This is a genomic window from Shewanella sp. (genome assembly GCF_047975355.1).
GTDB lineage: Bacteria > Pseudomonadota > Gammaproteobacteria > Enterobacterales > Shewanellaceae > Shewanella.
Map to the genome: position 1 here is coordinate 1 of NZ_JBKEDJ010000072.1, position 22858 is coordinate 22858.

17 protein-coding genes and 1 pseudogene are annotated in these 22858 nt (G+C 47.1%); 12 read left to right on the forward strand and 6 right to left on the reverse strand.

What is annotated here, in order from left to right:
* The 3 genes from ACK5NH_RS17420 to ACK5NH_RS17430 form a co-directional block, all read right to left on the reverse strand.
* Positions 1-1156 (reverse strand): isovaleryl-CoA dehydrogenase (locus ACK5NH_RS17420; protein ID WP_416922121.1); only part of this gene is annotated, 1156 nt, incomplete at its 3' end.
* A gap of 153 nt (positions 1157-1309) precedes the next feature.
* Entirely contained in the window at positions 1310-1714 is a 405-nt protein-coding gene (locus tag ACK5NH_RS17425; protein ID WP_011623082.1) for a MerR family transcriptional regulator, read from the reverse strand.
* Between the two features lie 272 nt (positions 1715-1986).
* Entirely contained in the window at positions 1987-3669 is a 1683-nt protein-coding gene (locus tag ACK5NH_RS17430) for a L,D-transpeptidase family protein (RefSeq protein WP_416922123.1), read from the reverse strand.
* Between the two features lie 226 nt (positions 3670-3895).
* On the opposite strand from ACK5NH_RS17430, the gene ACK5NH_RS17435 reads away from it, so the two are divergent.
* The 6 genes from ACK5NH_RS17435 (at position 3896) to ACK5NH_RS17460 (ending at position 11805) form a co-directional block, all read left to right on the forward strand.
* On the forward strand, positions 3896-5803 hold the full coding sequence (locus ACK5NH_RS17435) for a propionyl-CoA synthetase (protein ID WP_416922125.1): 1908 nt from the start codon (positions 3896-3898) through the stop codon (positions 5801-5803).
* Between the two features lie 338 nt (positions 5804-6141).
* On the forward strand, positions 6142-6456 hold the full coding sequence (gene sugE / locus ACK5NH_RS17440; protein WP_416922127.1) for a quaternary ammonium compound efflux SMR transporter SugE: 315 nt from the start codon (positions 6142-6144) through the stop codon (positions 6454-6456).
* Between the two features lie 227 nt (positions 6457-6683).
* Positions 6684-8210, forward strand: coding sequence for an NADP-dependent phosphogluconate dehydrogenase (gndA, locus tag ACK5NH_RS17445; protein WP_416922129.1), 1527 nt, complete (start codon positions 6684-6686; stop codon positions 8208-8210).
* Between the two features lie 552 nt (positions 8211-8762).
* On the forward strand, positions 8763-10880 hold the full coding sequence (locus ACK5NH_RS17450; RefSeq protein WP_416922131.1) for a S8 family serine peptidase: 2118 nt from the start codon (positions 8763-8765) through the stop codon (positions 10878-10880).
* A 10-nt stretch (positions 10881-10890) separates the two neighbouring features.
* Positions 10891-11355 (forward strand): hypothetical protein, encoded by a 465-nt coding sequence (locus tag ACK5NH_RS17455; RefSeq protein WP_416922133.1) that lies wholly within the window; start codon positions 10891-10893, stop codon positions 11353-11355.
* A gap of 144 nt (positions 11356-11499) precedes the next feature.
* On the forward strand, positions 11500-11805 hold the full coding sequence (locus ACK5NH_RS17460) for a hypothetical protein (protein ID WP_416922135.1): 306 nt from the start codon (positions 11500-11502) through the stop codon (positions 11803-11805).
* 126 nt (positions 11806-11931) lie between these two features.
* On the opposite strand, the gene ACK5NH_RS17465 is transcribed toward ACK5NH_RS17460, so the two are convergent.
* Entirely contained in the window at positions 11932-12834 is a 903-nt protein-coding gene (locus ACK5NH_RS17465; RefSeq protein WP_416922136.1) for a LysR family transcriptional regulator, read from the reverse strand.
* 201 nt (positions 12835-13035) lie between these two features.
* On the opposite strand from ACK5NH_RS17465, the gene ACK5NH_RS17470 reads away from it, so the two are divergent.
* Positions 13036-13515 (forward strand): DoxX family protein, encoded by a 480-nt coding sequence (locus tag ACK5NH_RS17470; RefSeq protein ID WP_416922137.1) that lies wholly within the window; start codon positions 13036-13038, stop codon positions 13513-13515.
* Positions 13516-13585: 70 nt separating this feature from the next.
* Positions 13586-14395 (forward strand): DODA-type extradiol aromatic ring-opening family dioxygenase, encoded by an 810-nt coding sequence (locus ACK5NH_RS17475; RefSeq protein ID WP_416922138.1) that lies wholly within the window; start codon positions 13586-13588, stop codon positions 14393-14395.
* 135 nt (positions 14396-14530) lie between these two features.
* On the opposite strand, the gene ACK5NH_RS17480 is transcribed toward ACK5NH_RS17475, so the two are convergent.
* Positions 14531-15406, reverse strand: a complete 876-nt coding sequence (locus tag ACK5NH_RS17480) for a 1,4-dihydroxy-2-naphthoate polyprenyltransferase (protein WP_416922139.1) — start codon at positions 15404-15406, stop codon at positions 14531-14533.
* Between the two features lie 322 nt (positions 15407-15728).
* Here ACK5NH_RS17480 and ACK5NH_RS17485 point away from each other — a divergent pair, with 322 nt between their 5' ends.
* From ACK5NH_RS17485 to ACK5NH_RS17500, 4 genes are all read left to right on the forward strand, one after another.
* Positions 15729-16655 (forward strand): SDR family NAD(P)-dependent oxidoreductase, encoded by a 927-nt coding sequence (locus ACK5NH_RS17485; RefSeq protein WP_416922140.1) that lies wholly within the window; start codon positions 15729-15731, stop codon positions 16653-16655.
* Between the two features lie 123 nt (positions 16656-16778).
* Positions 16779-17645: an acyl-CoA thioesterase II gene (gene tesB, locus ACK5NH_RS17490; protein ID WP_416922141.1), complete on the forward strand. Its 867-nt coding sequence runs from the start codon at positions 16779-16781 to the stop codon at positions 17643-17645.
* Position 17646: 1 nt separating this feature from the next.
* On the forward strand, positions 17647-18051 hold the full coding sequence (locus tag ACK5NH_RS17495; RefSeq protein ID WP_416922142.1) for a YbaY family lipoprotein: 405 nt from the start codon (positions 17647-17649) through the stop codon (positions 18049-18051).
* 640 nt (positions 18052-18691) lie between these two features.
* The gene (locus tag ACK5NH_RS17500; RefSeq protein WP_416922143.1) at positions 18692-22594 is read left to right on the forward strand and encodes a S8 family serine peptidase; all 3903 of its coding nucleotides are present in this window, start codon (positions 18692-18694) and stop codon (positions 22592-22594) included.
* Between the two features lie 85 nt (positions 22595-22679).
* Here ACK5NH_RS17500 and ACK5NH_RS17505 read toward each other — a convergent pair.
* A pseudogene (locus tag ACK5NH_RS17505) lies at positions 22680-22858 on the reverse strand (LysR family transcriptional regulator); the annotation flags it as partial.

The window sequence follows — 22858 nt, forward strand, 5'->3', positions numbered from 1 at the left end:
TAAAGAGCTCGCGGCCAATCAGCATACGGCGAATTTCTGAGGTGCCGGCACCGATCTCATAGAGTGTGGCATCGCGCAGTAAGCGGCCAGTCGCATACTCGTTGACGTAACCGTTACCGCCAAGCAATTGAATGGCATCCAGTGCCATTTTGGTCGCCAGCTCCGCGCTGTCAAGAATAGCGCCCGCGGCGTCTTTACGGGTGGTTTCACCGCGATCGCAGGATTTTGCCACGCTGTAGACATAGGCTTTAGCGGCGTTCATACCTGTGTACATATCGGCTAATTTGCCTTGTACTAATTGGAATTCACCGATGGATTTACCAAATTGCTCACGCTCGTGGATATAAGGCACGACGATGTCCATACAGGCGTTCATGATCCCAAGCGGGCCGCCTGAGAGCACGACGCGCTCGTAATCTAAGCCGCTCATCAGCACTTTAACGCCATTGTTGAGGCCGCCGAGAATGTTTTCTTCTGGCACTTCGACATCTTCAAACACCAGTTCACAGGTGTTTGAACCGCGCATTCCCAGTTTGTCGAGTTTTTGTGCTTGGCTGAAACCTTTAAAACCACGCTCAACGATAAAGGCCGTGATGCCGTGTGCGCCTTTGGTTAAGTCGGTTTTGGCATAAATCACATAGGTATTGGCATCGGGACCGTTGGTGATCCACATCTTGTTGCCGTTAAGGATATAACGGTCACCTTCTTTACGGGCATGCAGCTTCATAGAAACCACATCTGACCCTGCATTGGGTTCACTCATCGCCAGTGCGCCGATATGTTCACCGCTGACCAGCTTTGGTAAATACTTGGCTTTTTGCTCAGCATTACCGTTGCGGTTAATTTGGTTTACACACAGGTTGGAGTGGGCACCGTAACTTAACCCGATAGAGGCCGAGGCGCGGGAAATCTCTTCCATGGCGACCACGTGGGCAAGATAGCCCATGTTTGCTCCGCCGTATTCCTCAGGCACAGTAACACCTAAGAGTCCCATTCCACCGAGCACGGGCCAAATTTCGTTAGGGAAGGCATTGTCGTGGTCGACTTTAGCGGCAATGGGGGCGATTTCGTGTTTAGCGAAATCTTGCACCGCATCGCGCAGCATATCGACTTCTTCGCCTAGGCCAAAATTGAGACTGGTGTAGAGTGAGTTCATTGCTTGTGTCCTATCTTAGGTTCTAATTTATATTTTTATGATTATTAGGTGCTTGAGTCTTTAAAACCGTCTTACAGTGCGTGATATGTCCCTGTCACGCGGTCGTACCAACTGAGGTGTTGATTAATGCTATGCTCGCAAGCCTTGAAGGAGTTAGGCCTTGGCCTTGCTTTCTTCTAGGGCGAGGCGGCATTGTTGCTCGGCCGAATTCAGCTCCATCAGTACCACTTTAATGTCATCCATTTGCTGCTGCAGTGCGGATTTTTTCTCTTCCACTAGGGCAAGCATGGTATTGAGCTGAGTGGTGCTGCTCTTGTCGGCATCGTAAAGTTCGAACAGGCGACGGGTTTCCGCAAGGGAGAATCCAAGGCGCTTGCCGCGCAGGATAAGTTTGAGTCGCACCCTGTCTTTTAGGCTGTAAATGCGGGTTTGACCGCGACGTTTTGGCTTAAGTAAGCCTTGGTCTTCGTAAAAACGAATGCTTCGGGTCGTGATATCAAACTCTTTGGAGAGATCACTGATCGAATAAGTCGTTTGTGGCGTGTTAGTTGCGCTCATTCAGGCACCTTAGTTAATCATTTTTAAGCAAGATATATGAAGTTTACGTAAAGGTAAAGATTGTGGTGTGGTTAGTCTGATTTTTTTGTCAATTCTTGTTGCCACTCGTTCGAGTTGCCTCAAATCAACCTATTGATATTAATGGTCTAAATACTGAGTCAGAAAGGCACTGTTGATGCGGGGATGTGCCGCGTTGCCCTCGTCTTACTATTGGCAACGCAGCGCTGTGGATTGAGCAAACAACTTGTATCAAATGCCGCGATTATTAGCGCTTACTCCATAGTGTTGAGTAAACCATCATCGGCTAACACACCCTCATAGGTTGGGCGATTTAACGCCTCGATAAGTACCGGGTCGCGTTTGTATACGTCATTGTAAAACTTGATTTTCCCGTTCTTTAAGGTGACGGTCCAATACATGATCAAAATGTCTAAGGGTTCATCTAAGAACAGGTTTTCCGTTTTTCCCTCACTCAATTTGCTACTGAGCGTGCTACTTGACCAATTGGCATTGGCGCTCAGCAGTTTATCCGCCAGCACGAGCGGATCTTTGACTCGAATACAGCCATGACTAAAGGCTCTATCCGTTTGTTCAAACAGACTTTTTGCTGGCGTATCATGCAGATAAATCGAGTATTGGTTAGGGAAGATAAACTTCACTAACCCCAATGAGTTATCTTCACCCGGGTCTTGCACAAACCAGTATGGGAAGTTTTTGCGCGTCATGCTATGCCAGTCGATACCGCTTGCATCCACGGGCGTGCCCGAGCCTTCAACCACTTTAAAGTGTTTCTTCTGTAAATAATCGGGATCTTTACGTAAGTGATTGATGATCTCAGTGGAGATGCTGCGGGGCACAGTCCAAGTGGGATTGACAACCACGTATTTTAACTTGGATTTAAACAGCGGTGTTTTAGCGTTAATTTTGCCGATGATAATGTCGGTTCGCCAGCTTAAGCTATTGTCTTTAAAGAGTAACAGCTCGTAACCTGCTAAGTTGACGATAAGGTAATTAGCGGGCAAGTTTGCCGATAACCAGCGAGCACGTTCAAGGTTGATACGGATTTGATCGACTCGTTGTGAGTAGGGCACATTCAGCGCCGCTATAGTGCCCGCACCAATTACCCCATCAGCCTTAAGACTGTGGTCGGTTTGGAATTGACGCACAGCTGCTTCAATCGCGCTGTCGTAAGTTAAGGGCTCGCTCAATGTGGCAGCATTATCAGCTGTCGTGCCCGCATCGAGATAACCTAATTCTTTCAGCCTTGTGGCAATACCTTGCACCGATGGAGCCGTGCTGCCGGGTTTGATTACTTCCGTATAGGGAATGGGCGTAAAAGGGTAACGTGTCGCCAAGTCTTTGTAATGGGCAAGATGTTGTTTGAGCTGGTGATAAGGCGCAATCTTAGGGGCTAAACCTGCAATTGCATCGGCTACAGTATGGGCTTTTATGTGTTCTTCGAGCTGCTTTAACGTAGTATCGAAATCCAGATGGGTTTCATCATAATTCCAGGTTTTGCCGAGCATACTGGGGTTCACTTTGCCATTGAGTAAGTGAATGGCGTAGGTGATGATCCCATCGCTTAGCAGCACTTCAAATACATTGCTGCGGTATTCATCTTGCCAATTCGATGCACTGAGTTGTTGGTGAAGTTCGAGCAACTTAGAATAGTGGTAATCTTCCTTCGCAAGGCCTTCCTTATCGGCACTTTTAATCACATCCAGCATAGTGCCCGCGTAGTCTCTGTCTTGCCAAAGCGGCTGATATTGACGCACTTGGTAGACCCGAGACAACAACTTAGCACTAATGATCTGGGTGTTGTCGACTTTGGCTCGCTCACCGATAGATAAGGGTTCGAGTAAGGTCTCTAACTGTTGGGTTGATGCAAAGCTGCTAGCGCTAACGAGACTGAGGATCAGGAGTAAGGCAGATTTGAACTGATTCAAGTGCATCATAATGAGTATTTCTTTCCATGAAAAAAACCATTAAAGACATAAGACTATGTTGAATCATTTCGCACAGCAAGCGAGATGTACAATTATCCAACATGTTTAACATTTTTAGCGGTTATATCCCTTAGTCTAATGGGGGAATAGCGCAGGGCAGGTCATAATCAATTTCGGTAGGAAGGGGAGAGTTTCATCTGTGGTGACATGGGTGAGTGTCATGATGGGAGGCCTTATGACAGATGTTGGACAACAATTACATCAGACATCTATTGCGAATAAACAGGCATTTTGGCAACAAGCCGCCAAGGCCTTAGACTGGGTTACGCCGAGCAAACAAATATTAGATGAAAGCGAGGCACCGTTTTATCACTGGTTCAGCGATGGCGAGTTAAACACTTGCTACAACGCGGTGGATAGGCATGTGTTGGCGGGGCGTGGTGAGCAGATTGCTATCCATTACGTGAGCCCTGTGACGGAAACTGAATACAGCATTACTTACCGTGAGTTGCAGGCTCAAGTGGCAAGGCTTGCGGGTTATTTGCAAAGCGTTGGTGTGGCTAAGGGAGACCGTGTGGTCATTTACATGCCCATGGTGCCTGAGACCGCCTATGCCATGCTTGCCTGCGCGCGGATTGGCGCCATCCATTCTGTGGTCTTCGGCGGTTTTGCGGCCAATGAACTGGCAACCCGTATCAATGATGCTAAGCCAAAGTTGGTGTTGTCTGCCTCCTGCGGGATTGAGCCTTCGGGCGTTGTGCCCTATAAACCTTTATTGGATAAAGCATTAAATGAAGCTGTGCACAAAGTTGGGCACTGCTTAATTCTAAATCGCCCCCAGTATGAGGTGCAGATGCAAGCAGGGCGAGATAAGGATTGGCAAACGGCATTGAACGGTTGTGGCAATGCTGATTGTGTGACGGTGAAAGCCACCGATCCCTTGTATGTGCTTTATACCTCGGGCACCACGGGCCAACCTAAAGGGGTGGTGCGAGACAATGGCGGCCATGCGGTGGCATTGGCTTGGTCCATGGCCAATATTTACGATATTGCCCAAGGGGATGTGTTTTGGGCTGCATCGGATGTGGGCTGGGTTGTGGGTCACTCCTATATCGTCTATGGCCCGCTACTCGTGGGGGCGACGACGCTGTTATACGAAGGTAAACCCGTTGGCACGCCGGATCCTGGTGCCTTTTGGCGCACGATTGCTAAGTATCGAGTCAAAAGCTTTTTTACCGCGCCCACGGCGATCCGCGCCATTAAGCGCGAGGATCCCGACGGCGAATTTATTCAAGGTGTCGATTTAAGCTGCTTGAAGAATGTCTTTTTGGCTGGGGAGCGCTGCGATCCCGATACCTTACATTGGGCCGAAGCCAAACTGCATAAACCCGTTATCGACCATTGGTGGCAAACAGAAACGGGCTGGCCTGTGGCGGCAAACCTGATGGGCGTAGCACCGATTGCGGTTAAAGCGGGATCGCCCGGTCGACCCGTCCCAGGGTATGAGGTCGATGTGGTCGATGAGCTGGGCGCCAAAGTGGCGGCGAATGTCTCGGGCAACGTGGTCATCAAATTACCGCTGCCACCGGGTACGCTCACTACGCTCTGGCAAAATAATAAACGCTATCAAGACAGTTACTTATCTATGTACCCAGGCTATTACCTCACGGGGGATGCGGGTTACATGGATGAAGATGGTTATCTGTATATCATGAGCCGTATCGATGACATTATTAACGTTGCTGGCCATCGACTCTCCACCGGGCGGTTTGAAGAGGTCCTGTGCCAGCATCCCGATGTGGCCGAAGCGGCCGTGATTGGCGTTGATGATAAACTCAAAGGCCAAGTACCCTTGGGCTTAGTGGTGCTGAAAAAGGGCGTGACCATTACGGACGAGGAACTGCATAAGCAGTTAATTGCCCTCGTTCGCCAAGAAATTGGTCCCGTCGCGTCCTTTAGGTTGGTGAGCGCGATTCAAAAGCTGCCGAAAACCCGCTCGGGTAAAATCCTGCGCGGCACTATGCGTAAAATTGCCGACAATCAGCAATATACGGCGCCAGCGACCATTGAAGACCCGCAGACCCTCGATTTAGTCCGCACGACCTTAACCCGCATGGGCTATGCCGATGCTCTTGTGGGCTAAGTGACAAGGCAGTAGTGAGCGGTAAAATAAGGGCCGTAAAGCCAAGATAAAGCGATAGTCTGACCAGAAATAATCTGATGGTAGATAGTCTGATTAGATTATCGCTTTTATTTTGCGGAAAGGACTGGAGCCCAAGGCTTGCTCTTATACATCACTATTTGCTAGTCTAGCCCGCATACTTAATCGTTAAGCCTTTACGGAGCACTATTAAGGCATTGGATCTTAAGCTTTATATCTAGATTCAAATTGTTAGCGACATTAAACATTTCACAACGGCTTAGGGACGACCCTAAATACGCCGATATCAATTTGGGGACGACTCCGCAAGGGAGTTCTCTATGAGCTGGTTTCTGTTAATTCTTGCAGGGCTATTTGAAATTGGTTGGGCCATCGGGCTTAAGTACACCGACGGTTTTAGCCGCTTCTGGCCGAGTGTATTTACTGTGTTTTCCATGACGGTCAGTGTGCTGCTATTGGGACTGGCGGTTAAGCAATTGCCGATAGGCACGGCTTACGGTGTTTGGGTTGGCATAGGTGCCATGGGCACGGCAATTGCGGGCATTATTCTGTTAGGCGAGGGCGTGAGCCTGCTGAAAATCGCCAGCTTAATCCTCATTTTGCTTGGCGTACTCGGCTTAAAACTCGCTCATTAATCAATTTACTTCCTCAGGGAAGAGCTCGCCCAGATGTATACGATTGGTAAAGATGTTTGATGAGATCTAGGAATATTCTCCTGAAAAAACAACACATCTTAGGCTGTAATCGAGATTGCCAATCGTATGCATCGTCTATTCTCTCTGGTAATTAAGTTACAAAGCCCGATATAATTACAGCTCCAAATTGGTTATTTCTAACCTCTGTGACCCGTGGGAATTATATAATGCAAAACCACAGCAATCTTAATGATATTGGTGTGATTGGTCTTGGTGTGATGGGGAAAAACCTCGCGCTAAACATTGCCGACAACCAATATCGTGTTAGTGCCTTCGACCTCGATCCTGTTAAAGTCAACGGTGTTTTACAACAAGAAAAACAAGAACGTGTAGGACAGGATCTGCGTATTACAGGTTGTGCTAATCTTTCAGAAATGTTAGCCAGCCTCACTCAACCCCGTATTCTTGTGCTGTCTGTCCCTGCGGGGGCGCCTGTGGATGGGGTATGCCACGCCCTGATTTCTGCCGGTATTGAAGCGGACGACATTATTATCGATACCGGTAACAGTCTTTGGACGGATACCGTTGAACGCGAAAAGCGTTACCAAGGCAAGTTTATCTTCTTTAGCTCGGCGGTTTCTGGCGGTGAAGTCGGTGCGCGTTTTGGCCCTTCATTAATGCCAAGCGGCGATCTTGGGGCTTGGCAACATGTGGCGCCAATTTGGAAGGCCATTGCCGCTAAGGTCGACCCTCAAACCGGGCTGCCGATTGAGCGTTTCGAACCGGGAAATCCCGTGACCGAAGGCGAGCCTTGTACTACCTATATTGGTCCAGCTGGCGCCGGACATTATGTGAAAATGGTGCATAACGGTATTGAATACGCCGATATGCAGCTGATTTGCGAAGCTTATCAGTTAATGCACGATGGCTTAGGTATGAGTGCGGCGCAAGTGGGAGAGGTGTTTGAGCGTTGGAATAAGGGCAGCTTAAATAGCTATCTTATGGGGATCAGCGCCGAGGTACTCAAACAGGCGGATCCGCTAACCGGTCAACCGTTAGTTGAGATGATCCTCGATAAAGCGGGGCAAAAGGGCACTGGCCTTTGGACTGCGGTAAGCAGTTTGCAAATTGGTTGTCCGGCTCCCACCATTGCAGAAGCCGTTTATGCTCGGGCGGTGAGTACCCAAAAATCCCTACGCATTCAACTCAGTAAAAAGCTTGCCGGCCCTGTATCTCCTGCGATGGATGATGCTCAAAAAGCCTCCTTAATTGATGCCTTAGAGAGTGCGCTCTATTGCGCTAAAGTCTGTTGTTACGCCCAGGGTTTCCAACTTATGGCTATGACGGCGCAGGAGCAAAAATGGCAGCTCGATTTTGCTGAAATCGCTAAGATTTGGCGCGCGGGTTGTATTATTCGCGCCACTTTCCTGCAATCGATAACCAAGGCTTATCAAGCGAATGCTGACTTAAGCTGTTTGTTAATGGCCGAGACTTTTGCAACCTCTTTATCGGAAAAACAAACCGAGTGGCGAACTGCTGTGGCGGCAGCTGTGATGCAAGGTATTCCTGTGCCTTGTATTAGCTCGGCGCTTGCCTATTACGACAGTTACCGCAGTGAAACCCTGCCGGCAAACTTGCTCCAAGGGCAAAGGGACTTTTTTGGTGCCCATACCTTTGAACGCTTAGATAAGCCAGCCGGTGAGAAATATCATTTAGATTGGAGTGCCTCAAACAGGGTATTAATTAAACTCTAAATTTAAATAGTCAAAAAGGCCCCTAAAATAGGGGTCTTTTTAATGGTTTGGTTTATTTTAATTATTAATTTTTGTTTTTAAAATGTTAAAAATATTTGGCCGTTTATCATGCTGTATTTTGTGGTGATGCTTTTTACATTATCTAGTTTCAATGTAATTTAAATATTCAAAAATGTAAAAATTTATGTATATTTAACAGTTCGTTATTCTGTAACTTATAAAACGTAAAATAAAAATAAATCATTGTTTTTATATTGTTTTAATATTGTTTTAATTTTTGTTCTCGTCTTGTTGTTTTGTCTGTTTCTTATCCGTTTATATATTTTATTGCTGATAAAGTAATCTAATCAAATTATTCGGTTTTCCATTCTGTTTATATTTGTTTTTACAATTATTTCCTTTGTGTTAAATCTTTGCATCCATTTGGTGCTTATATTTTATAAGGCATCATAGGGTATAACTAAAATAACAGCACTTAATGCGGAATAGTGTTAATCAAATTATTAAGCCAAATTAAGTAGCACGAAGTAATGACAAGAAGGAATGTCTACTATGCGTATGTCCATTGTTGCATTAAGCATCACAGCGGCCTTATTGGCTGGCTGTGGTAGCGATGACAAGAAGGCTCCGGCACCTGTGCCTAAAGTGAATACCGCCCCTATCACTGCGGATATGACTGTGGATGTGTCACAGTCGATTCTTTTTACCGGAAAACTGGAAGCGAGCGATGCTGAAGGCGGTTTAACCTATTCATTGGTCGACCCTGCCGATCTAAAATTGGGCACCTTTACACTAGTGAATAAAAACACCGGCGAATTTACCTATGCATCCGATGCTACTGAAGGGACTGAAGTAGTTCGGTTTAAAGTGTCCGATGGCCAATTACATGCCGAAGCCACTCTGACAATCAATATTAAGCATGGCGATCCACTCTTTACCTACCAATGGCATTTAAAAAACACCGGGCAGAATGCATTTGCGGCTAACCGCGGTGTTGCTGGTGAAGATATGAATGTGAGCGGGGCGATTTCTGCACAAGCCATGGGACAGGGCATTACCGTTGCTGTAGTGGATGATGGTTTAGAGATTGCACATCCTGATCTGATGAACAACACGGTCAATGGCGGCTCCTACAATTTGATTACTGGCACCGTTGACCCAACGCCTTTCTCGGGGGCATCAGGCCACGGTACTGCCGTTGGTGGGATTATTGCAGCCGAAGGTTGGAATGGTATCGGCGGTCGCGGCGTTGCGCCTAAGGCTAAGTTGATCGGTTTTAACTTTTTAGATCAAGATCCAACGGGTAAAGTTGCTAACGTCCAAACATTTGAAAACTTTGCTAAATCCCATGGTGCCAGTGCCTATAGTGATAGCGCGCGAGTCTTTAACCAAAGTTATGGTTACAGCGTGCCATTCCCCCATGGTTTTGATGAGGATGAAACCGAAGTTTATCAAGATATTGCAACCCAAAGCTTCGATGGCAAAGGCAGCATTTTCGTTAAATCCGCGGGTAACGGTTATAACTACTATCGTTTCCGCACCTTCTGGTTGCCAGGGGATTACTTCACGGCAACGGCGGAAAATCCTGCTAACCATGGCTTACCTTTCCATAATTCCAACATGTCCTCTGACAATGCTAACGTTTATAACTTAGTGGTCAGTGCCATTAACGCTAAGGGTAAGCTCTCTAGTTATTCATCCGTGGGCTCGAACATTTTCGTCACCGCACCGGGTGGTGAATATGGTGATGACAATCCAGCGATTGTGACCACAGACCGTATGGGATGTGAGAATGGTTCAGCGATTGCCGAAGATAGACCAAGTACGCCATTCCACGGTGGTTTAAACCCATTAAACCCTAACTGTGACTACACTTCGACAATGAACGGTACCTCCTCTGCGGCGCCAAATACCTCGGGTGCAGTGGCGGTGATCATGAGTGCGAATCCAGATCTCTCATGGCGTGATGTTCGCTATATCCTCGCGAAGACGGCAACTAAAGTGGATGCGGATATTGTGCCTAAAACGGTGACCATAGGTGAGGGGGAAGCTGCTCCGGTGTATACAGCTATCCCTGGCTGGTTACAAAACGCGGCAGGTTTCTCTTTCCATAACCTTTATGGTTTTGGTCGTGTGGATCTAACCGAAGCCGTTAAACTGGCTAAATCCTATGCTGAAGATTTAGGTGACTATGTGGTCACTGAGTGGCAAGCAAGCCCTGAACTGACTAAGGCTATCCCCGATGCGGATGTCAATGGTGTGACCGATACCCAAGTGGTCGCAGACGATTTAGTGATTGAAGCCGTGCAGATTGAGCTGACTGCCGACCACCTGCGTCTACCGGATTTAGCGGTCGAGCTGATTTCACCTTCGGGAACTAAGAGTGTGTTGATGACACCTTATAACGGTTTAGTTTACCAAGGTGTGATGGATAAAACTGACCCTGATGATCTGGTCACTGGCTACGATGCAACTCCTATGTTATCGAATGCCTTCTATGGCGAATCATCAAAAGGTGAATGGACAATCAAGCTGATTGATGTGAATAGCGGTAGCTATCGATTTGTTAAATACGATCAAGGCTATATCTCTATCCCTAACGAAGCCGATGGCAAGCTGAAAGGTTGGTCAATTCGTTTCCATGGTCATGCTGCCAAGTCTGCATCTTAAGGAGTAATCAATGAAAGCGTTAAATTTATCGTTAGTGGCTGTGGCCCTTTCACTGTCGGCGCAGACGATGGCACACGACAAAGTCGAATTTACTGAACCTCAAACCGAGTCTAAAGGTGTTCAGGTCAGTCGCGCCGAGTTTTTAGGTTTGGATACGCCTTACTTTGTAAAAACTGAGTCAGGGGTTAAGCAGGCTAAGCAGTTGGTCAAAGGGCAAAAAGTGGTGACACAATCGGGTAGTCCCTTTGCTGAAATGACTGGTAAATTAGTGGTTAAATTAAAGCCAGGTGTATCAGCTGCCGATTTTGCTAAGGCCCATGGCCTTAAGGTGGATTGGCAAAATAATAACAACTTATTGTTACTTGCTGCCGACGAGGGCGCAGATCTGCTCGGTTTAATCCAAGCGGTTAAAGCCTCTCCTGAGGTTGAGCGCGCCAAACTTGACCGCGCACTCGCCAAGCAAGAAATCCAATAATCATGCTGTTACGCTAACATCGAATAAAGGGCCGTAAGGCCCTTTATAATTTCTAATCATGGGTTTAGCTACAGATGATTTTATGCGTTAGATTGATTCCCGAAGCGAGTAGCACTTAAACACTAAATCAACGGGTTGATTAATATGCAAGAAAGCCTAATAAAGTCTGCTATCGCGATGGCTCAAGAAGGTGTGGCGCGAGCAGATGGCCAGTTAAGTGTCACCGAGCAGATGGTTTGTTTTTCCCCCTATAATAAAACCTTAGGACTTGGGCCTTATAAGCTGCAGAGAAAGAATATCGCCAAGGTTGAACCCTATTGGGGTAAGGGCGGGGGCATTTTACCTGTGACTTCTGATGCGATAAAAATCACCTTGGATGATGGCAGTGCGTATCAATTTATTTTGGCTAATCCTCAAGAGTGGCTGAGTTTGCTTGTCATAAGCGGATAATCAAACGACAGATATTGGCGCTTGCCAAGGCCTGCTATGTGTTTAGCGTAAAATAGTGTGGAGCATTGAATGTGTGCCCATTTTATCCCGACTGACATATATCGAGAGTCTGGTACCGAGTAAGATTCATTGCGACATTTGCTTGGCTGCTAATTGGACTAAGTTTTCCCATAACGCCTGTGCTACTGGGCCTAATGGCGAGTGAGGTGGGCGCATCACATAGTAATCGAGTTGGATAAGATTTTGCCTTTCCCGCAGTTCCAGTGGTAGCAAGCTTCCATCCGCAAGGGCTTGTTCAACCAGATAATGTGGCAACTTTCCCCACCCCATCCCGCTCTGGATAAGCATTTTCTTCGTATAAAAATCATTCACATACCAACGGCGCTGTCCAGCTTGAACGCCAAACTCGATATTGGCGGTACCCGTACCGGTATCTTGGATCACAATTTGGTACTCGTTCACCAATTCTCGTACATGGCTTAAGGTGGGATGCCGGCTCAGTAAGCGCGGCGAGGCCACATCTAAAAGACTGCCCGAAAATAGATAGGCCAGCTCAAAATGGCTTGAGCGTATCGGCTCAATACCGCCTGCCGAAATCGTAATATCGGCTTCGCCTTGATTTAAGGCTTCGAGTGCGCCAGTTAAATATTCTTGTTTAAGAATGATTTGCGTATGAGGGAACTCATTTTGTGTTTGCTCTAGGATCGGCAATATGCGGGCAAGATTAAAGGATGCCTCAAAGGCTAAGGTGATGCTGGCTTCGTTGCCTTTGGCTAAATGCTTGGCGACTTGCCGCATCTCCTGAGCTTCATTCAATACCCGCTGGGCGTATTGCAGCAGTTTTCGTCCTTCTTGGGTAAGGGATAATCGATAACCTTGGCGGTCGAACAGCACTAAATCTAATTGGGATTCCAACTGTTTTATGCTCTGACTGATCGCGGGCGGCGTCTTATGAAGTTTCTCACTAGCGGCTTTTAGCGAGCCGGCGAGGGCGACGCTATTAAACATGAGCAGTTGTTCTAAGGTCATGGCTACGCCCTTAAACAAATAAAGAATTATTTTAGAAGATGTTAGATATTATTCCATATTTATTTATTTTTTGTGGGCGCATAATCCCGCTATATGACAGTAGTGGGCTCAATATGAATCCACTACTTTGCCTTTAGGGCGCCCTTTAGCGACCAGTAAAGGCTGAGCTTGGTGCTAATAGTTAAGAGTAATGAGGTAGTTATGTCGAGCAATCAATTATGTTTAGCCAAAGGCAACGAAGAGAACACCGCGGCCGAGACTGACCCTCAAAAACTCTTTGTTTGTGCCAATACCTTAAATCGTGCGGCTGTTGTGGTGACGTTGGCGCTTAGCATAGTTTTTTTCGTTTCGGGCATGGGTAAGTTGCTCAGCGTGCCGTTTTTCCATGTGCCTTTTAGTGTCATGAACTTACCAACGGGTTTTGGTTACTTTATCGGTGTGATTGAAGTGTTGGGCGCCATTGGTATCGGCTGGCGTGAATATCGGGTCGTGTCGGCAACGGTATTATTGTCAGTTATGATGGGGGCCATTTATTATCATTTTAATTACGAAACGACCCTGAGCGCCTTGCCCGCATTGTCTTTATCTGCACTGTTGTTTTTAATCATTAAGCTCGATGAAACCGTCGATAGATTAGTGCGTTTTCAACGTCAGCTGGTGGACATGAAAGCGGTTTTCTAATCTTAGCTACAGCGCTGGCAGGTTCCGATTTACAAGTGACAACTAAGGGTTTCATTAAGAGAAGTTTACTATGACGCACGCGAATGCCGATCTAATGCCAGTGTTATTTGTTCCCCATGGTGGTGGACCTTTACCGCTACTGAATGATGCTAATCATCGGGAGTTGAGGGCATTCTTATCCAAGGTTTCGGATACTATTTCCACTCCCAAAGCGATCTTATTGATCACAGCACATTGGGAAGAGGCGCAGGTGACGCTGTCGAGTCATCCCCATCCTGGCATGCTTTTTGACTATTATGGTTTCCCCCCTGAGGCCTATACGCTTTCGTATCCTGCGCCCGGCGAGCCGCAGCTTGCCGAAACCATTGCCGGTTTACTCAAGGCGAGTGGAATCGAGGTGCGGCTAGATAATCAGCGTGCCTTCGACCATGGCACCTTTGTGCCACTCAAGTTGATGTATCCAGAGGCGAATATTCCCGTAGTGCAAATGTCGTTAGTGCAGCACCTCGACCCCATTCCCCATATCGCTATCGGCGAGGCCCTCGCTGCATTGCGATCGCAAGGTGTATTGATTGTGGGTTCTGGGATGTCGTTTCACAATATGCGAGCGTTTTTCTCGGGCGATCCAAAAGTGCTGCCTCGAAGCCAAGCGTTTGATACTTGGTTAACGGATGTGGTGACATCTCGAGATAGCAATGCCAAGAAGCAATTAATCGATTGGCAATCGGCGCCTGAAGCACGCTTTAGCCACCCAAGAGAAGAACACTTAATCCCTTTGCATGTGTGTTTCGGGGCTGCGTATGTGCAGACACCCCAAGCTACACATCAATTTAGTGGCGTGCTATTTAACACGGCGATATCGGCTTATCTCTGGTCATAATCAAAGCGTTAAAAGTAAAAGGTTCGTCATGTTGCGTATTAAACGTATCTTGACGAACCTTTTGTATTTTTAGCCTTTATACATCGGCGTGCTGGCGTTTACTGAGCTTGCCGAGTCGTTCAAACCTAGTCGAGCTTAAGCGGTAAATACCAATCCCACACTGAATAGGGTACTGAAAATCATGGTGAGTTTTGCCGTGCGCCCTAACAATGGATTGAGTGCTTCGCCCGAAACGGCATAGAAGTCAGTGCTGAGTTTACGGGCGATAAGCAGGGATAAGCCCGCCAGCAGCACAGGTAATCCCGGTAGAACCCCCAGTAAAAATCCCGCAATCACTAAACCAAAGGGCAAGTAAATTAAGGCTTGATACAGCACTTTGGCCTGCGCCTCGCCAATTCTTACGGCTAGGGTATGTTTGCCTGCTTGGGTGTCGGTGCGAATATCGCGGGTGTTGTTGACCAACATAATGGCGGCGTTAAATAAGCCAATCGCACAGCCCAGTAGCCAAGCATTGATATTGGTATCGCCCGCTTGCAAATAATAGCTACCGACCACGGCCACCAAGCCAAAAAACACAAAGGCGGCAACTTCACCAAGCCCATGTGAGGCCAGAGGATAAGGGCCGCCACTGTAGCCGAGGGCACCTAAAATGGCGGCCGCTGCTAAAATCGCAATAGGCCAGCCTCCGTGCCAAATCAAATATGAGCCTACGGCTAATGCCAGCAAAAGGCATAGGATCATCGCGTTGCGTACTTTATGGGGTGGGATCATGCCACTTTGGGTGACGCGAACTGGACCGATACGTTCGGCGGTATCTATGCCGTTTTTAAAATCGAAGTAGTCATTGGCGAGGTTGACGGCGATCTGCAATAGGATGGCGCACAACATAGAAGTGGCGGCAATTAACCAACTAAAACGTTCAAGGTGCAGTGCTAGAATATTACCAATTAACAGGGGACCGATTGCCGCGGGTAAGGTGCGGGGTCTGATGGCTAAAATCCAAGGATTCATGATGTCCAGTCGTTATCTGAGAAAAGAATTGGGTAGTGAACAGCGTCATAGCATAACAAGAATTTGTCTTAAAGTGAGCACTATCTAATACACGCATGTAATAGAGTTTGAATTGGCGCACAGATGTTTCGCTTTTAGGGGAAAGATTTGTCGCCAAGTTCAAAGAAAATCCACTATGTCTGTGTTTTTATATCCTATGCCGTTCTACGACTTTCATCCGTTAAGCTAATGAACTTTACACCTATTTTGGCTAAAGGGATTTAAAGGTTAATGGGATCAGTGTGTATGTGACCGTTTATGTCAATGATAAGGATACGATAGGATGCGTTTCGATAATCAAGTGGCGCTGATCACTGGTGCTGGCTCAGGGCTAGGGAGAGCCTATGCCATTATGTTGGCTGAGCGAGGAGCCAAGGTGGTATTGGTTGACCAACCTAAGTTGGTTCCAGCTAAAGATGAACCGTTGAGTGCGACTAACCGTGAGCTGCAACAAACCCATGAAGCCATTTTAAAGCTTGGGGGAGAATGCCTGTATTTTGAAGTGGATGTTAGTCAGCAGACACAAGTGAAGGCTATGGTAAATCGCTTGCTACAACATTGGCAAAGCGTGGATATTTTGATTAATAACGCGGGGGTATATGGCGCGTGTCCCTTCGAGCATATCCAACAAGCCGACTGGCAGCGACAGTTTGATGTGGATGTGAACGGCAGCTTTTATCTTACTCAAGCCCTGTGGCCCTTAATGAAAGCCCATGGTTATGGCCGTATTTTGATGACAACCGGTGTCTCGGCGCTGTTTGGTGACTTATATCAGGTTCCGTTTAGTGCCGCTAAGATGGCCCTCGTTGGTATGGTCAATAGCCTTTCCTTGGAGGGCGAGCAGTATAACATCCATATTAATAGTCTATGCCCGCAGGCGCTCACGACCATGACCAGTAAACACTTAGCCCCAGCGATTCAGCCATTGTTTTCCTTTGATACGGTAACGGCTACTACGGCATTTTTAGTCAGTGGTGCCGCACCGAATGGCCAGCATTTGCTCGCGGGGGCGGGCAGCGTGAGTCATGGCATGTTTGCCGAATTTCAGTCCATCTATTTCAGTGAGGGTCTGTGCACACCCGATAAACTGGTCAAGCACTGGCCCGAGTTGCACTATGCCTTTCCGATTAATTTGCATACTTGCGGCGAAGATAAAGTGCTGGCTTGGTCAAAACAGAGTGCCTTTGAGCATCATATTAAGATTGAGTAGTTCCCGTGCTGGTGATTGCGCTAATAACGAACAAGATACGATAAGCTATCGACTCACTACTGGTCAGCCCTAGTCTAACTGAGTTACCCTTGGGTATTAGTCGCTAATTTTCAGTAGGATCCCATGAGTCAGGTATTAGACGATCTCTTATCATTATTATCCCTCGAGCAAATCGAAATTGGGCTGTTTCGCGGTCAAAGCCAAGACTTAGGATTTGGGCATGTGTTTGGTGGCCAAGTGATGGGGCAGGCCTTGAGTGCCGCTAAGCAAACGGTACCGGCCGAGCGTCAAGTGCATTCTTTGCACTCTTATTTTTTACGCGCAGGGGATGAGAAGTTACCCATAGTTTATGAAGTGGAGAATATGCGCGATGGCGGCAGTTTCAGTGCAAGGCGAGTCAGCGCGATACAAAAGGGGCGGCCGATTTTTCATATGACCTGTTCCTTCCAAGAACCCGAGGCGGGCTTTGACCACCAGACCAAAATGCCTGAGGTGCCTGGCCCTGAAGGTTTATTGAATCAAAATGAGCTGGCAATGACTTTAAGGAATAAAGTGCCCGCGCGCATTCTCGAAAAGTTTATGGAAGATGCACCCATCGAGATGCGTTTAGTGAATCCTCTGCATCCTTTCGCGCCCAAAGAAACCGAACCCTATCGCTACGTGTGGCTAAGGGCGAATGGACCAATGCCAACGGATGCCCATATCCACGAATATTTGCTGGCTTATGCCTCTGACTTTAACTTTTTAGTCACGGCGGCTCAGCCCCATGGGGTGTCGTTTTTAACCCCGGGGATCCGCATGGCAACGATCGATCATGCAATGTGGTTCCATCGACCGATTAATATGGGAGAATGGTTGCTCTACAGTATCGACAGTCCAACCGCCAGTGGTGGACGAGGTTACGTACGAGGCCAATTTTTTAATCAGCAGGGTGAACTCGTCGCATCGACGACCCAAGAAGGGCTGATCCGTATGGTAAAAGGAAGTTAATATGTTGATGAAAATAAAGTTGTTTATATTATTTTTACTGGTGTCATTTACCTTAAGTGGCTGTGTGACGGTACAACCCGACCCACCGGTGGTGGTCAATGGTGCTGCGGGCTATTTGGAAAAAATTATCCTTCCCCCAGGCTGTGAAATTACCATTGCGATCATCGATTTGAATACGCCCGGCGTCATCATTGCCCAAAAGAGCTTTAATATCGCCCGAGCGCCTGTGCCATTTAAGTTTCTGTTACCCGCGCGATCTATCGATAAACGCATTAATTACGGCGTAGTGGCCATGATCAAGTATCAGGATAAGGTGATTTTCCAAACCTATGATCGCTTCCCTGTGATTAATAATGACAAATTCACCACTGAAGTATTGATGAAAGCGGTACGCTCTGAGCAGTAGGCTTAGTGTTTTAAGACCTATATGGCTTGATGTGTGGATGCGTTTTTACCTATAAGGGGAGTCGATCCCCTTTTTTATACTTCATTTTTACTCCTTCATTTTCTTCTTTTATCCGACTATCTTACGGTGCATTTAATATAGACATTTTGTTCGGTAAATGAGTACGGCATTCGTTAAATAACATGTCAGGTATTGGTACATGCAATCATTTAAATCATCGTAGTCTTAATTGTTAGTAATTATGTCTTATTGAATTTTTTTCATTTAAATCTAGCCGATTATTCATATTTTTTATCGGTTACTTATACTGTTTATAATCAATTGAGCAAAGGCTTTATTAATGAGTGGTAATGAATTTTTATTTTGTTTTTAAGCGCTTGCTAACATTCTTTTTTACATCATAAACAGTTGCGCATTCCGTTAACTATAAAGTTGTTTGTTTTTATTGAGAACATCATTCTTATTAATTGATTTTATGGGCAATTATTCGGTTAATAAGATGTTTCAATGTGTATCATTGCGTGTTAAAACGCTGCAGTAAAGTTCTCTCGGTTACAGTCACTTTAGGATGCTGCTGTACTGAATAAATATTAAAAATTGAACTTTCAGCATTAATTTTGATATAGCGAAGGAAGCGATAATGAAAACAAAAATTGCACTAGCAGTGTCTATGGCATTGCTATCGGCTGCGGCAAATGCGCAAACCGTATTATCTCCTACGGGTGAAACAATACAGCTAGATATTCCAGCCGAATTATCAAATGATTCGACGCGAGGTCAATTAACCGCGGTTAATCACTCGGATGTTAAATTTATTCCTGAGCCAGATTTACCAGAAGGGGAATATACCTATATTGTGAGATTGCGTGACAGCGCCGCCGCTAATTACCAAGGCGATATTCCAGGTTTTAAAGCCACCAGTCCGCAATATATGCAGTCGACATCACAGGCAACAGGCAATGGTAAAACTGGCAATGCCAAACTTAACGCCGCCGCACCTGAGGTAAAAAATTACGTTAGTTTCCTCAAGGTCAAACAAGAGCGCTTTTTAACGAGCGCCAGTGCGGCCATAGGTGCGAATCTTGAACCATTAACCACTTATCAATATGCACTTAATGGTGTCGCTGTGCGTATGACTCAGGCTAAGGCTATCAAATTGGCTGAATTACCTGAGGTGGTTTATATCGAACGCGAGAAAATCGAACAACTCGAGACCGATGTGAGTCAGACACTGATCGGCTCCCCAAAGGTTTGGGACGGTAGTGCAACGGGCACTAAGGCCATGGGAGAAGGCGTGATTGTGGCGATCATCGACACAGGGATTAATTCTGATCATGCCTCGTTCGCAGATATTGGCGCTGATGGTTATGACCATACTAACCCTTTAGGCCAAGGGATTTATATTGGTGACTGTAAAACCGATTTTGCCAGCATGTGTAACGACAAGCTGATTGGTGTACGCAGCTACCCAGAAATTACCGATATCTATGACGATGAAAAGATTTTCGGTGCGACACCACCCGCTAAAAACGGCGAAGACTACGGTGGTCATGGCTCGCACGTGGCCAGCACTGCGGCAGGGAATATCCTACTCGATGTGTCTTATGTTGAGGGAGAAGTGGGTAAGCTAGAAGGTGATGGTATTACGAGTGGCTTAAAGTTTGCGCAAATGTCCGGCGTGGCTCCCCATGCAAATGTTATTGCTTACCAAGTCTGTAAGCCAGGGGATGCGGGTGACAAGTATTCAGGTTGTCCAACAGTACCTATTCTTAAAGCCATTGATGATGCGATTAAAGATGGCGTGGATGTGATTAACTTCTCCATCAGTGGCGGTGGCAATCCATGGAATAGCGCGACGGAGCAGGGTTTTTTAGCGGCGCGCAATGCCGGCATCTTTGCTGCTGTTGCCGCAGGCAATACGCGGGCAAATGTAGCGCAAGTACCTTATTCAACGCCAAAAAATGCCCCATGGTATACCTCGGTAGCTAACTCGACTCACAATCGTGAAGTGGTACGTGAGCTGGAGTTTAATGGCAAGACCTTTGAGTTCACCCCAGGCTCAGGCCCGGTGCAAACTGAGGTCGTGAAAGGGCTTCCTGTGTATGCAGGTTCGATTGATGCGACAAACGTTGAAGGTTGTAAAGTGTTCCCTGCTGATGCCTTTAAAGACAAAATTGCCGTCATTAAACGGGGTTCATGTGATTTCACCACCAAAGTGTCGGGTGCATTAACTGCGGGTGCTAAAGCGGTGATAGTGTACAACCGCGATGGTGAAGGCAATGCGCGTTTAACCATGTCGGCATTAGAGACATTAAATGTACCTGCAGTATTTATTGGTAATACTGATGGCGTAGCTTTACTCGAGGTCATGGCCGCCAATCCTGCACTTGAATTAATCTTAACCCCTACACCGCAGGCGATTAGCCGTGAGGCGGATGTGTTATCTGCCAGTTCACTGATTGGCCCAAATGCGACCAACGATGTGATAGTGCCTTCGGTTGCCGCTCCGGGAACGGACATTTACGCCGCTTATTCTGACCAACAATTTGGCCATGATAAATCGGGCACCAACCCTGCCGACTTTACCTTATTGTCAGGCACTTCAATGGCGAGCCCCCATGTTGCCGGTGCTGGCGCGCTGTTAAAGTCACTGCATAAGGATTGGACGCCGGACAATATCCGCTCCGCATTAATGCTAACTGCAACGACCGCGCAGGCGATGAAAAAAGCCGATGCTAAAACCGTTGCCGATCCGTTCGATGTGGGCGCTGGCCGTATTCGTGTCGATTTAGCGGCTAAAACCGGTTTAGTGATGGACGAAAGTGCCCTGAACTATGAAATTGCTAACCCAGTTGTGAACGGTGACCCCCGTAAGTTAAACGTGCCTAGCATGGCCGATTCTCGCTGCGTGAATACCTGTACTTGGACCCGTACCGTAACCGCAACTCAAGATGGTAGCTGGACGGCGAAGGGCCAAGCGGTGACCGATAAGTTAGCAGTAACGGTATCGCCTGAAAGCTTTACCCTGAAAAAAAGCGCGAGCCAAACCATCACTGTGACCGCCGATGTGACGCAAGTGGGCGAAGATTGGGGCTTTGCTAACTTAGTGCTCGAGTCGGCTAGCTTCCCAACGGCGACTATGCCGATTGCCGCTAAGATTGGTAAGCGTAATCTGCCCAATTTGGTGAATATTGAAGCGACCCGTAATGCGGATGAAATCAATCTTGAAGGCTTAAAGGCGGTGGATTTTGCCAGCGTTGGCGCCGAAGTGTCGGGCCTAAAGCTTAGCCAAACCATTGAGTCAAGCGTGAAGCAAGATTCGAACAATGCTTCTTACACTGATGATCTTGCCGATGGCGTCAAAGTGTTTAAATTTGACGTGAATGAAAATGCACTGTATTTCCGTGCATCGATTAGCTACACCACATCGCCTGATCTCGATATGTACGTATTACTCGATAAAAACGATGGCAGCAAGCTTGCTCGAGTGGCTTCATCTGCGAAAGACGGTTCAGAGGAAAGTGTATTACTCAACAATCCTGTTAAAGGCACTTACTATGTGATTGTGCAAAACTACAGCGCTTCATCCGCGACGGCCGATGATGTGTTTGGTTTGAAACAATTGACCTTCTACAACAATGAAACCGCAGGGGATAACCTGACGGCGACGCTTTCTGGCGATACTAAGGACTTCGACGTCAAGCTGGCGTGGAAGGACGCGCTCAAAGTGGGTGACGATGGTTTAGCCATGCTGACCCTCACCACGGGTGATGACAAGGTAGCGCCAGTGAAGTTACCCGTTATCTTTGAACGTGTAGGTGATGATGTGTTGTCGCCTCTGGGCAATGCGCTAAGTGGTCAGTTGACACCAGGCGTGGCTAAGATGATGAAGACCCGTATCGAAGCCAACAGAACCCAAGAAACACGTGTGTATAACTTAGAAGCTCTGCTGCCTGAAGGCCATGAAGTGGCTAACATCAGCCATGACGGTAAGCAAGACGGCAATAAGATCACTTGGACGGTCGAGATGCCGTCGGGCGCTGATGCGAAGGACATCAGCTTTGAGTTGGTACCACGTAAGGCGAGTGTCGATAATCAGTTAAGCCTGACCAACAAGGTCAACAATGCATCGTCAGAAACTCTGGCTCAAAGTTACCAGTTTGATGTGGCAGAAGTGGCGCCAGTGGCAAAGGTTGAAGCGCCAACCTCAGTACAAGAAGGTAAGCCGCTATTTATCGATGCGAGCAAATCATCGGATGCGAACAATGATCCGCTGACCTACAAGTGGACTCAGTTAGGTGGCACCAGCTTTAATTTTGACCCTGCAGCGGCCAAATTAAACTTAGTGGCGCCAAGTGTGAATGGTGCAGCGCAAACCGTGTCATTCCAACTGACGGTATCCGATAACCATGGCAATAGCGATTCGAGTTTAGTGTCTGTATCTATTACCGATACCCCGCCGAAGAAGGATGACGGTGGTGCTCTTGGCTGGTTAAGTTTATTACTGCTGCCATTTGCCTTTGGTCGCCGTAAACCGCGCTAACTTGTTATGAGTTAACCTATTTCACCTTAAGTATTAGGTGACTCATTAAAAGGGCCGAGCAATCGGCCCTTTTTATTGCTTTGTGTTAGCGGTTTTTCATTAAAAATTCCACAAAGGCGCGGTCGGCTTGGCTGACGGGGCGCTGCTTTTTCCAGGCGATATGCAGATTTAAAAACACTGGTGGGTCAAAAGGCTTGGCGAGAATGTCATCTTTTGGACTAATGGCCATTTCAAGCACACTGGTGATCCCAAATCCCTGGGAGA